The following is an 11717-nucleotide window of genomic DNA, read 5'->3' as shown; positions in this document are numbered from 1 at the left end:
AATGTGTTATCAATTTTAAGGTTTGTTTGGCTAAGTAAGTCAGCGGTTAATGATGGTAAGTTCAAGGTCTTTGTGGCAGAATTCATTCGATGTCTCTTGTTGTATTATCCTTTGTCTAGTTAACAAGTATTTTACCACAATGAGACATCAACCTCTTTAAAATCATCGAGTTATTTGGGTTTTATTGTTTGTTTTGAATCCCGAAACTTGAGTTATAACGACGCAGACGATTACAGTTTGGCTTACCTTACGGCGACTTTCATTTCTGAACCAGGACATCAATTTCATGACACATTAATCAACGGCTAGCCACGGGTAATGTAATACACTATTTTTTGATAAAAACACTCTAAATCAGCAAGATCAGCTAAATCATTTTTGCTCTAATTACAATAGTCCGCGCCGTATTTCTTGCACCATTGGCGAATCGTTCCATAACGGATAACTACGTCTCAGGTAGTCAGTAATTATTCATTATCAGGAAAACTCTGTATTAACATATGATAAAGCCAAACTGCATGGCTGATAATTTGAGCAGGATAACTGCACCACTATAAAAGAAAAAGAGACTCGGGTTCATTCTACTCTGGCAAATTGGCGTGGAGTAATTATTCTAGTCAATTACACTTAGCGATGCCCAATAGGCTCAGCTTTACCAATCAAAAGAGTTGAATGAGAAATATGACAAATCTGTCATACTTTTCATATTTGTTGCAAGTAAGCCGTATCAGGTGGGATACTTTAATCACTTATCTAAGGATTAAACCCAATGAACATTTTGCTTGTTGAAGATGAACAAAAAATCGCAGATTTTATCTGTGAAGGTTTGCGTGCAAAAAGTTTCAATGTGACTCATTGTGCCGATGGTAATCAAGGGTTTGAGATTGCAAACAACAATAAACACGATGCTATTATCCTTGATATTGGTCTGCCTGGGCGTGATGGATTAGATATTCTCCGTTCTCTTCGTCAAACGGGTAATGACACTCCTATTATCCTTCTTACTGCAAGAAATGAACTGGGGGATCGTGTTCAGGGGCTAGAGATGGGGGCTGACGATTATTTAGCAAAACCTTTCTACGTGGAAGAATTGAGTGCTCGACTTAATGCGTTACTTAGACGACATGAAGGTACCTCACAACATGTCGTTGAGGTTGGTTCGTTGCAACTTGATTGCATTAGCCGCAGCCTTAATTGTCACGGCCAATCGGTTGAACTCAGCAGTCGAGAATTTAGTCTGCTAGCCCATTTGATGCGTTCCCCTAATCAAGTATTAACAAGAGGACAACTATTGGAGCATGTCTGGGGCTACGATTTTGATCCCTGCACTAATGTTGTTGATGTCTGTATTAAACGGATCCGCCGTAAGATAGCTTCACTGGAACGTGCGGGGAAAATGATTGGCGCTATCGAATCGGTACGCGGTACTGGTTACCGACTGACCCCTCGATGAGGCTGTAGAATGTACTTTCGCACGCGTATTTTTGCTATATCTATCCTTACTGTGAGCGTTGTACTTACAGTTGTGGCCACACTAAGTTGGTCACGTATTATGAAGGTGGAACTTGAACACCTTGATAATCGACTTTGTATGGAAGCAAGGCGCGCTATGCGAATGAACTTAGCACCAAGACTTGATGGTGAGATGTCCTTACCCCAAGTAGCCACATCAAAAGGTATTGAGAATTCAGATGCGCGATTTATTGCTGATTTGATGGCGAAGTTACGCATTAACTCACAAAGCAATGTAATGGTTTTTGTTGACTCAGATGCGCATGGTGTTTTAATCGCGTCAGAAGGTACAGATATAAAAAATCTAATAGGCTCATTAGATTGGATTAAATCAGAGCGATTAGCACCACCAGATAAAAATCATCCCATCCGTTGTCAGTTGGCCTCGTTCGAGTATAAACACCAGCAATGGCGAGCGAGTTATTTTCAAAGTCACAATATCAAAAGTTTTATTGCGGTTGACCTTTCTGCTACAACCAGTGAATTAGAGACGACCTTGCGAACGGCTTTTTTTGTGGTTATTCCTTTCTCTTTACTGCTTAGTATTATTGGTGCCTGGTTTATCACTACGACTACCCTTCGGCCTATCAATCGCTTGCATAAGTCAATGGATAGGGTGACCCAAAAAGATCTCAGTCATCGTCTATTAGGCGATAAAGAAGACAAAGAGTTTAAAGTGTTGATCGATGCGTACAATATGATGTTAGAACGACTTGAGGATAGTTTTCAGCAGGTGTCTCGCTTTACCGCGGATGCTGCGCATGAGCTGAAAACGCCGCTCACTGTATTAAGAGGCAAACTTGAGCAAGCGGTGACATCTGAAAATACATCGCAATTAGATTTGAATGCCATTCTTGATGAAGTTGGGCACCTATCGGCCATTACCCGTAAATTATTACTGCTTTCACAGGCCGACTCTGGCTCCATGGCGCTTTATTTTGAACCAATAAATATGACCTCTTTATTAGATGAATTGACCGCTGATATGGAGTTATTGTCCGATGAACTGGTACTTCATTGTACGATTGAAAGAGAGCTTATTCTAAAAGGCGATATCGTTCTAATGAAACAACTTTTAAATAATCTATTGGTTAACGTGATCCGCTACAGCATTCATAAAAAAGGAGTGATTATTGAAGCCCGTCAAAATGAATCCTCCATAGAAATCCTGATCAATAATTTTTGTCTTCCGATGTCAAACGAAGTCAGGAGTCAACTGTTTGATCGCTTTTATCGTGGACAGCCAGAACAGTTGCAAGGCATATCCGGTAGTGGTCTTGGGCTAAGTTTGGCTCGGGAAATTGCCCGCGCACACGGTGGTGATCTCACGCTTGAAGCAAGTATAGAAGATGTTTTTTCTATGCGATTATTACTACCCATCGTTAAATGACAGCATTGTCATCCAACTCCGCCAGCTAATCTATAGACTTAAGGTTATACCAATTTAAATAAATACTTGATCATTCTTGCTGGTTAAATTTCCCTGCGCAATTATATGAACAATGACTTATCCATATTGGTGTTACTCATTAAAGAGTTACCTTAATTACTACGGAGATAGGTCCATGAAAGCAAAAATCATCCCCCATTTTTCCCCCATCGTTCCACTACTAACCTCGATATTGCTTATGTCAGCGGCAACTCAAGCCAATGAATCACTCGAACTCAGCAGTCCTGCATTTACAGATAAGGGGACGCTTCCCATTCAATTTACTTGTGAAGGAGAAGGGATCTCGCCACCATTGAACTGGAGTGGTACGCCGGATGGAACAGAGTCTTTTGTTGTAATCATGGATCATATGCCAGGGCACGGACCTGAGCCTAAAACGGCTAGTAATGAAAAAAACAAACCAGTCCCTAAAGTTGCCAATCGCGAAGAAAACACCCCACCACCTAAATCCCCTAAATCAAGAGGGCCAGAAGGACTGCGCTGGTACTGGACTATGTACAATATTCCGGCGGAAATTTCAGGTATTAAAAGTGGACAATCTGTTGGCACCCTTGGCAGCAATGTTGTGAATGATAATAATGAATATGCGCCACCCTGCTCGAAAGGCCCCGGCCCAAAAAACTACACCTTTCATCTCTATGCGCTTTCAAGCGCTTTAGAGTTGGCTCACTCAGACAAGGTTTCAGAAGCGACGCTGCGAAAAAGGTTGAGTGGCTTAGTACTCGGTTCTGATTCCCTAACCGTTACTTTTGCACGCAGCTGCCAAAGCCCACACAAACCTCGTCCGAACCAAAACAACCAAGTCGAAGAACACGAGCCACCATCAACATTACCGCTATGTAAAAAATCCAATAGTACGCGTACTTCAGCGCCGATAGAAGTAGAGTAATCGAAGATCAGTAGCTGCATAAAAATAGGCGAACGGAACAACATTCATCGAAGTTAAATAATCAAAGAGAAATGACGAGATTGGTATGAAAAAAAACATTAAAACTACATTGGCATTATTTTTTCTGATCGGCGCTATCGTCGTAGGTATCGGCTATAACTACATGGTGGCGAAACAGGTTCAGCCGATGTTCATCACTGATTTTGTGAAGCGTGGAAATATTGAAAGTGTGGTGCTGACAAACGGTGTCTTATACCCTTCGAAATTGGTCAGTGTTGGGGCTCAGGTTTCTGGTTTAGTAGGCAAACTTAATGTCAAGTTAGGCGATGAGATAAAGCAGGGAGATTTGATTGCTCAAATAGATAACCTTACACAACAAAATGCGATCAAAGAAGCACAAGCTTCGCTGAAGAGTATTAATGCTCAATGTGGGGCAAAAAAAGCTCAGATTAAAGTTGCGATGTCTGAGTTTGCACGAAAGAAAAAAATGCTGGTGAATGGTGCCACATCTCAATCAGAATTTGACTTAGCAGAGTCAATATTGGCTGTTTATCAGGCTGATTTGGATCAGCTTAAAGCTGAAAAAGAAAAATCAATTATCAGTGTAGACACTGCCAAGCTCGATCTGGGTTACACAACCATTGACTCTCCTATCGATGGTACCGTGATTTACATATCTGTCGAAGAGGGGCAGACGGTGAATAACAATCAGGGAACACCGAGTATTATTGAGATTGCACAGCTGGATGTGATGACCATTAAGGCGCAGGTTTCCGAAGCTGACATTATTAATGTTCAAGCAGGTCAAGAAGTCTATTTCACTATATTAGGGGCAACGGGCAAGAAGTACCCAGGTGTATTACGTGCGATTGAACCGGGCCCAACATTATTGAGTGGTGATGATAGTTCTTTGAAGATTGGTGATGATGAAGCAATTTACTACAACGCATTGTTTGATGTACAAAATCCAGAGAGCCTATTGCGTTTCGGTATGACCGCGCAGGTCTCTATCATTTTAGAAAATGCAACAGATGCTTTACTCGTTCCATCACAGGTTTTGGTCAAAAAAACCGCTGCGCCCCCTTCTTATCAGGTTCCAATTAAAATAAACGACCGAATTGAATATCGTGATGTGGAAGTGGGCATCAACAATAAAATTTATGCTCAGATACTCTCAGGTCTTAACCAAGGTGATGAGATCGTGATCGGTGAGGCGTCAGCGAGCGACGATAGTGTTTCGAGTAGTTCGATGAATGCGCTATCGGGATCTGAGATGCGTGGACAAGGCGGTCATGGCCAAGGTAGGAGGTAATAACGTATGACTGAAGCACTATTAAATATTGTGGGGGTTACCCGTTCTTTTTCTGCTGGCGATCAAGAGTTGACTGTTCTGAAAGATATTAACCTGCAGATCAACCGTGGTGAGATGATTGCGATTATTGGGACATCTGGCTCGGGCAAGTCGACACTGATGAATATCTTGGGCTGTTTGGATAAGGCAAATAAAGGCAGTTATTTCATTAATGGGCTAAATACCTCGACCATGGGTGAAGATGAGTTGGCGGCATTGCGACGCGATCACTTTGGTTTTATCTTTCAACGTTACCACCTTTTAGGAGATTTAAGCGCACTGGGAAATGTAGAAGTGCCTGCATTGTACGCAAATGAGGGGCCACACGCCCGTCAGGAAAAAGCAAAAAAATTACTGACTCGCCTTGGATTGAGTGATCGCTTAGATCATAAACCTGGTCAGCTTAGTGGGGGTCAACAACAACGAGTAAGTGTTGCCAGAGCACTGGTTAATGGCGGCGATGTTATTCTGGCAGATGAACCAACGGGTGCACTAGACAGTAGCAGTGGTGAAGAAATGATGAAACTTCTTCGTGAGCTACACGATGATGGGCACACCATTATTTTGGTTACGCACGACCCACATGTTGCCGCCTTTGCAGATCGAATTATTGAGATCAAAGATGGAGAGATTATTGGTGATAAACAAACTCGCCCTGCCAAAAAGGTGAGTGAGTCGATAAGCAATCACAAAACATCTGTAGAAAATAAGACAAAAGCAAAATTTGCGCTGAGTTGGTCACGTTATATTGAGGCGTTGAAAATGGCATTGATTGCGATGGCCAATCATCGTCTGCGTACATTTCTAACCATGCTCGGTATTATTATTGGTATTGCCTCAGTCGTGTCTGTGGTTGCACTGGGTAATGGCTCACAACAAACAATTCTGGCTAATATTGCTTCAATGGGCACTAATACTATTGAAATAAAACCAGGAACAGGACGCGGAGATCGTCGTTCTGGTCGAGTGCGTTCGCTCACAGCAGAAGATGCTAATGCGCTTAAAACATTGCCCTTTGTAGACAGTGTTACGCCAACGGTTAGGGCAAATGTGGCGATTCGTTATTCTAGTGAAACAGTAACAGGTTCAGTTCAGGGCGTGGGTACAGAGTATTTCCGTGTACGTGGTTATAGTTTGGCGCAGGGGCAATATTTTGCTGAAGACAGTATTGAGTCCTTAGAGCAGGTCGCTGTTATTGATGCAAACACTAAAGAAGCGCTCTTTTCTGATGGAGAGGCGCTGGGTAGTGTTATCTTTCTCGGCAAACTTCCAGTGCGTGTCATTGGTGTTACAAAGCCAATTGAAAGTGTTTCTAATAATAGTGATGAGCTCAATATTTGGGTGCCTTATACCACGGTATCTGGACGGATATTTAGGCAAAATTATGTCAGCGATATCACGGTAAGGATTGACGAAAATGTCTCTAGTGCTGTAGCGGAACAAGGCATTATTAGTTTACTGACCATGCGTCACGGCCTCGTTGATTTCTTTACTATTAATACTGATACGGTGCGAAAAAGTATCACCAAAACATCCGATACGATGACTCTGCTTATTTCTGCTATTGCGTTTATCTCTTTATTAGTTGGCGGAATTGGCGTGATGAATATCATGTTGGTCTCAGTCACAGAACGAACGAGTGAGATAGGTATACGCATGGCTGTTGGGGCGCGGCAGACTGATATTATGCGTCAATTTCTGATTGAAGCGGTGCTCGTCTGCTTCAGTGGAGGTGCGTTGGGCATAGGACTTGCTTATCTTATTGGTGTTATTTTTCAACACACGAGTAGCGATTTTCTGATGGTCTATTCGACTTCATCGATTATTGCAGCGGTTGCCTGTTCGACATTAATTGGTGTTTTGTTTGGTTTTCTCCCCGCTCGAAGTGCCGCAAAACTTAACCCTGTTGATGCGCTTTCTAGAGATTAAGGGCAAGGAAAATAAAATGAAAACGACTATTAAAATAAGAAGTAAAACCCCTATCACCATGATGGTATGCGTTATTTCGCTATTTGGATTTAGTTCCATGCGCAGTGACTATCAACAACCAGAATTAGAAACACCTGCACACTGGTCTGAAGGACTTTTGCCCAATGAAGATGCTAAAGCAGAAGCGCAGAGTAGCAATACAATTGAACATTCTGACAAGTGGTGGACTTTATTTGAGGACACGCAGTTAAATAGCTTGATCGAGCAAGTGCTTCAATCAAATAGTGATTTAGCAAAAGCGACGCTTACTTTAAGAAAAGCGCTATTAGAGGCTGGCACTAGTGAAAATAATAAAGTACCAACAGTGAGTTTTTCTCATGATTCCTCATTTGAATATGATATTGATTATAACGCATCAAATAGTAACTTTGCTTCGAATTTGTCCCTCAACTATGAATTGGCCCTTTGGCGACGTGTCGATGCCGATGCAAATGAATGGGCCGCGAGAGCAAGCTATGAAGACAGAGAGTACCCAAAAAATTTCAAGTGATATCTTTTATTTACCGAAGTGATTACCGCTTTCAGCTTTGTTTACTTTGCTAATAAATGAATTATGCCTTGTAGAACTTATCAAAATAACGAAATTTATTGAAAATAAAAATGTAAAAATAGACTCCGTTAAGGAACTTTTCGGCAACTGCTCTGCATGATAACAATCAGCAGATATAATGTATCAGTAAAAATTATCGGCCGCATATGGCCTCGCGAGGTTGGCTGCGAATACCTCCTGAAAGCTAACTTGCAAATAAGCTTAAAAATCCATCGGCCATTTTTATCACTAAATATGTATCACGAGGATAAATATCGTAAGCCACTAAAGCGATTGTTACTATCGCATGATGCCAAACGTCGTTTAAAAAATGTTCCTCAGTAATATCAGGGTTTGATCCACTGACTTTCATTCCCGTCATGCATTAAATCATGCACTTTAAATAAATATATATTTTTACAGCAAAGCCCTGTTTTCCTTCCTACAATGATATGAACGAGTATATTCCGCAACTATTTTCACGTTTATAAAGGAGACGATCGTGGTTAAATTATTACAAACAAGAGGCGTACATTTTATGGATTTATCCTCAAAAGAGTTAATTAACGATCTTAAAGAAGCGGTAACCTGTGAAGTATCAAATGTTTGCGCCTTACCATGTCACCGTTGCCCTTATATACGTGAAAAAATTGACATTGAAAAAATAAAAATAGAAGGATTGAATTCCTATACCATCAAATTAGAAAAAATAGAAGAGCAACAACTGTTGATTTATATCACTGCGACGGGTATTGATAATTGGCTGACAAAAAATAATCTGCCATTTATACTACCAGAAAATAATGATGAGGTAGGTAAAGTGGATAATTCAAAGCAGGCATAAGCTTGTCAACCCCTCCTTAGAAATAGACATGCAAAGGCTTAATATAGCGAGCTTTTATAGAATAACGTAAAACGAACCACGCAAGAATATTCGCTTGGTACAAATAATCGCTGGCGAGCATATTTTTTAGCACCGTTAAAGTTTCGCAATGATACTTTTATTGGCATCCGGGAAAGGGTATAAGGCAAGCTGTTCTTTACTCACCCACTTGACTGGCTGCCCTTCTCTGCCTTGCGCCTCTCCTGCGAATTGCGTTACCAAATAAAAATGTAAATTCAATTTACGATCGTCGTAATCAAAACGGACTGAATCTAATTCCTGATGGTTAAGGGCAGTTAATCCCACCTCTTCTGATAATTCTCGGCACATCGCCATTTCAGGTGTTTCACCTTGTTCAACTTTCCCCCCTGGAAACTCCCATTTTCCGCCTTCATGTACATCTTCTGCTCGTAAACAGATTAAAAATAAATGCTCTGAATTTCTTACAATCGCAATACTAATTTCGCTTATTTTCATTAAATATCCTTTTTGCCTTTTTAAAGCAAATAGTTTACCTAATTGCTTGATCTAGCGCCAATTCACTGATTCCAATATTTGCAATTTTAAGGCAAGATATGGTTATATAAATAAACACACCCAAGCTTAATAAAAGAGGTTAATAATAATGATAAAAACTTACTCTGATGCTTTATTTGATGAAATGAAACTGCTTGCTAAATTTCCTGAAAAATCACAACTAGCAGGTATTAAAATACATAATGATGCAGCTCCAACGGTCATTGAGGCTGCAAAATCTTTATTTGAAAAAGGGCTAACTACTTTGCCTGATGGCGGCTATTTAACGGATAGTGGCTTAGAAACAGTTGATCACCTTCACCATGTATTAGCAACCTTAAGCTAATTTATTGGTATTTGACCTTCGCTTGTTGAGTTATCACGCTTAGCAAGGTACATTCAGCCTTAATATTTGTTTTTATTAAGGCTTTTTTTATGAAAGTAATATCATTCAATATCAATGGGCTACGTGCTCGCCTTCACCAACTTCAAGCAATTATCGATAAACACCAGCCTGATATAATTGGTTTACAAGAGATAAAAGTAGATAACGATGCATTTCCTATCGACGCAGTTCAAGCAATGGGGTATCACACCTATTTTCACGGTCAAAAAGGCCATTATGGTGTTGCTATGTTATGTAAAGAAAAACCGATTACAGTGCAATATGGTTTTCCAACAGATAATGAGGATCACCAAAAACGGATGATAATGGTTTCGATTGAAGATCAACAAGGTGAAAAAACACACATTTTAAATGGGTATTTCCCTCAAGGTGAAAACCAAGAACATGAAACAAAATATCCTTATAAACGCCAGTTTTATATAGATCTAAATAACTACTTAAAAACACACCATAACCCCGAAGATAATATTATTGTCATGGGCGATATTAATATTTCCCCACTCGATTTAGACATTGGCATTGGCGATCATAATGCGCAGCGTTGGTTAAAAACCAAAAAATGCAGCTTTTTACCTGAGGAACGTGAATGGCTAGCTAAGTTAATGGATTTCGGTTTTACTGATACCTTCCGCTTGTTAAATCCGGAAGTCAATGACCAATATAGCTGGTTTGACTACCGCTCTCGTGGCTTTGATGATAATCGCGGACTACGCATTGATGTTATTTTAGCAACAGCAAAATTAGCAGATAAAACCATTGATACCGGGATTGATTATGAATTAAGGGCAATAGAAAAACCTTCTGATCATGCCCCTATTTGGACTGAGTTTGCCTAATAATAAAGGGTCATACTAAAATTGACCCATAACTTTAAATTTTTGGCCAAGCTAATTCAGCAACAGGGCCGATACTTTGTAGTTGGCTTAAGCAACGATCTGATCGAAAAAGCCCCCCAAATTGTGGCAATAGTTTAAAACTAAAGGCTTCCTTATTGAATAAAAAGTCCAGCTGATAAGCATGTAAATAACCGCGATCATATCGTTGCGTCTGTAATGACTTTTCTGCATAAAGCGGATCCCCACAAATAGCACTGCCAAGGCTTTTTAACGCCACACGAATCTGATGCGTTTTCCCACTATGCGGTTTGATAACAAAAAGACGTTTTCCCTCTTCAAGCGGGTAACTGAAAAATTGGGTCATTGCCAAATTGTTATTGTTTTTAGTCAGCTTCCACATAGAGCGACGTGATTTTTCCATTCCTCCTTTGATAAGCCCCTGCTTTTTTTTCGGCTTTTGATCACTAACTGCCAAATAATATTTTTGTATTTGATGCGTCGCAAATAATGCCGCAAGCTGAGCAGCAATTTGTGAGGATTTAGCCAGTAATAACAACCCAGATGTCATTTTATCTAAGCGGTGAACACTGTAAAGTTTGCAGCCCAGTGCTTTTTCTGCCGCCACTACGACACCGAAACCACCATCCTCACTATGAAAATTAATATTGGCTTGTTTATTGATAACAATAAACTGATCATTTTCAAAGTGCAAAGAGCAATAATCCGCATACTTAGCTAAATTTTCACTACGCTGTTCAATCATTCTTGCACCTTCGAAAGACACAAGCTACCTAATGCGCTTAGTAACCTAGGCAAGGCGTTAATAATTTCTTGCATATCGGGCAGCTCCATAAATAACGACTGCATTTGTGGATCATTGCTCTTAACTGTTGTCATTTTACTGAGTAATAACTGCGTTGTTTGCAATAATGGATCTGATTTCAGCTGCAATGAATGGTTTTGCCAACTCGCTTCAATCCGAGTTAAGCCAAGTAAATATCCGCAAGCAAATGATCTTCCTGCATCAGTCACTTGCAGAGACTCATTTAACCAACGCTCAGTTGGCAATGATAAAGGCGTTGATTGCTGGTAACTCATTAAACAATCATCATAAAATTGCAGCACCGCCGCAGCAAAATCGGCAGCGAGATTTTCATTACTGAATGATGGCGGCATTTCCTGATCCCATAACAGTGGAAACCAATCTGCCAAATCGATGCATGTCGGAGATGTCGCTATCGCACAAACTATTCCCAGCATTTCATCAAATGCACGACCATTTGTTTTTATTTCAGGAATACAGAAAAGTTCATTGAGAGCTTGATATCGGATTACGGGGGCCTTCATGGCGAATTC

At 40.5% G+C, this 11717-nt stretch carries 13 protein-coding genes; 9 read left to right on the top strand and 4 right to left on the bottom strand.

The window, feature by feature from the left end:
• Positions 1–769: 769 nt before the first annotated feature.
• From KSO91_RS01950 to KSO91_RS01925, 6 genes are all read left to right on the top strand, one after another.
• Positions 770–1453, top strand: a complete 684-nt coding sequence (locus KSO91_RS01950) for a response regulator transcription factor (RefSeq protein WP_238740805.1) — start codon at positions 770–772, stop codon at positions 1451–1453.
• Positions 1454–1615: 162 nt separating this feature from the next.
• Complete coding sequence (locus tag KSO91_RS01945) at positions 1616–2902, top strand: ATP-binding protein (protein ID WP_238740803.1); 1287 nt, start codon at positions 1616–1618, stop codon at positions 2900–2902.
• Between the two features lie 175 nt (positions 2903–3077).
• A complete protein-coding gene (locus KSO91_RS01940) occupies positions 3078–3851 on the top strand; it encodes a YbhB/YbcL family Raf kinase inhibitor-like protein (RefSeq protein ID WP_238740801.1) in 774 nt (257 codons plus the stop codon).
• Between the two features lie 85 nt (positions 3852–3936).
• A complete protein-coding gene (locus KSO91_RS01935; protein ID WP_238740799.1) occupies positions 3937–5163 on the top strand; it encodes an efflux RND transporter periplasmic adaptor subunit in 1227 nt (408 codons plus the stop codon).
• Between the two features lie 6 nt (positions 5164–5169).
• Complete coding sequence (locus KSO91_RS01930; RefSeq protein WP_238740797.1) at positions 5170–7131, top strand: MacB family efflux pump subunit; 1962 nt, start codon at positions 5170–5172, stop codon at positions 7129–7131.
• Positions 7132–7147: 16 nt separating this feature from the next.
• Entirely contained in the window at positions 7148–7681 is a 534-nt protein-coding gene (locus tag KSO91_RS01925; RefSeq protein WP_238740795.1) for an outer membrane factor lipoprotein domain-containing protein, read from the top strand.
• A gap of 244 nt (positions 7682–7925) precedes the next feature.
• On the opposite strand, the gene KSO91_RS01920 is transcribed toward KSO91_RS01925, so the two are convergent.
• Positions 7926–8102 carry a hypothetical protein gene (locus tag KSO91_RS01920; RefSeq protein ID WP_238740793.1) on the bottom strand — a complete coding sequence of 59 codons (177 nt, stop codon included), beginning with the start codon at positions 8100–8102 and terminating at the stop codon, positions 7926–7928.
• A 120-nt stretch (positions 8103–8222) separates the two neighbouring features.
• Between KSO91_RS01920 and KSO91_RS01915 the strand changes: the two genes are divergently transcribed.
• On the top strand, positions 8223–8564 hold the full coding sequence (locus KSO91_RS01915) for a hypothetical protein (RefSeq protein WP_238740791.1): 342 nt from the start codon (positions 8223–8225) through the stop codon (positions 8562–8564).
• Between the two features lie 135 nt (positions 8565–8699).
• Here KSO91_RS01915 and mutT read toward each other — a convergent pair whose 3' ends face one another.
• Positions 8700–9080 carry an 8-oxo-dGTP diphosphatase MutT gene (mutT, locus tag KSO91_RS01910; protein ID WP_238740788.1) on the bottom strand — a complete coding sequence of 127 codons (381 nt, stop codon included), beginning with the start codon at positions 9078–9080 and terminating at the stop codon, positions 8700–8702.
• Positions 9081–9228: 148 nt separating this feature from the next.
• Between mutT and KSO91_RS01905 the strand changes: the two genes are divergently transcribed.
• Both KSO91_RS01905 and xthA read left to right on the top strand, forming a co-directional pair.
• Positions 9229–9465 (top strand): TIGR02647 family protein, encoded by a 237-nt coding sequence (locus KSO91_RS01905; RefSeq protein ID WP_238740786.1) that lies wholly within the window; start codon positions 9229–9231, stop codon positions 9463–9465.
• 89 nt (positions 9466–9554) lie between these two features.
• A complete protein-coding gene (gene xthA / locus KSO91_RS01900) occupies positions 9555–10361 on the top strand; it encodes an exodeoxyribonuclease III (protein WP_238740784.1) in 807 nt (268 codons plus the stop codon).
• A 34-nt stretch (positions 10362–10395) separates the two neighbouring features.
• Here xthA and KSO91_RS01895 read toward each other — a convergent pair whose 3' ends face one another.
• Both KSO91_RS01895 and KSO91_RS01890 read right to left on the bottom strand, forming a co-directional pair.
• The gene (locus KSO91_RS01895) at positions 10396–11124 is read right to left on the bottom strand and encodes a TIGR01621 family pseudouridine synthase (protein WP_238740781.1); all 729 of its coding nucleotides are present in this window, start codon (positions 11122–11124) and stop codon (positions 10396–10398) included.
• Positions 11121–11708, bottom strand: a complete 588-nt coding sequence (locus KSO91_RS01890) for a UPF0149 family protein (RefSeq protein WP_238740779.1) — start codon at positions 11706–11708, stop codon at positions 11121–11123. Before KSO91_RS01890 ends, KSO91_RS01895 begins: the two co-directional genes overlap by 4 nt.
• Positions 11709–11717: the final 9 nt, after the last annotated feature.

Source organism: Psychromonas antarctica (genome assembly GCF_022267535.1).
Taxonomy (GTDB): domain Bacteria; phylum Pseudomonadota; class Gammaproteobacteria; order Enterobacterales; family Psychromonadaceae; genus Psychromonas; species Psychromonas antarctica.
Note: the sequence above shows the minus strand (reverse complement) of the source record. Positions and strands in the feature narration are given on the sequence as shown.

Bases quoted from the DNA above. Each gene is read 5' to 3' on its own strand.
- KSO91_RS01935 (WP_238740799.1), top strand. From the start codon at position 3,937: ATGAAAAAAAACATTAAAACTACATTGGCATTATTTTTTCTGATCGGC.
- KSO91_RS01895 (WP_238740781.1), bottom strand. From the start codon at position 11,124: ATGATTGAACAGCGTAGTGAAAATTTAGCTAAGTATGCGGATTATTGC.
- KSO91_RS01940 (WP_238740801.1), top strand. From the start codon at position 3,078: ATGAAAGCAAAAATCATCCCCCATTTTTCCCCCATCGTTCCACTACTA.
- KSO91_RS01950 (WP_238740805.1), top strand. From the start codon at position 770: ATGAACATTTTGCTTGTTGAAGATGAACAAAAAATCGCAGATTTTATC.
- mutT (WP_238740788.1), bottom strand. From the start codon at position 9,080: ATGAAAATAAGCGAAATTAGTATTGCGATTGTAAGAAATTCAGAGCAT.
- KSO91_RS01890 (WP_238740779.1), bottom strand. From the start codon at position 11,708: ATGAAGGCCCCCGTAATCCGATATCAAGCTCTCAATGAACTTTTCTGT.
- KSO91_RS01920 (WP_238740793.1), bottom strand. From the start codon at position 8,102: ATGACGGGAATGAAAGTCAGTGGATCAAACCCTGATATTACTGAGGAA.
- xthA (WP_238740784.1), top strand. From the start codon at position 9,555: ATGAAAGTAATATCATTCAATATCAATGGGCTACGTGCTCGCCTTCAC.
- KSO91_RS01945 (WP_238740803.1), top strand. From the start codon at position 1,616: ATGAACTTAGCACCAAGACTTGATGGTGAGATGTCCTTACCCCAAGTA.
- KSO91_RS01930 (WP_238740797.1), top strand. From the start codon at position 5,170: ATGACTGAAGCACTATTAAATATTGTGGGGGTTACCCGTTCTTTTTCT.
- KSO91_RS01925 (WP_238740795.1), top strand. From the start codon at position 7,148: ATGAAAACGACTATTAAAATAAGAAGTAAAACCCCTATCACCATGATG.
- KSO91_RS01905 (WP_238740786.1), top strand. From the start codon at position 9,229: ATGATAAAAACTTACTCTGATGCTTTATTTGATGAAATGAAACTGCTT.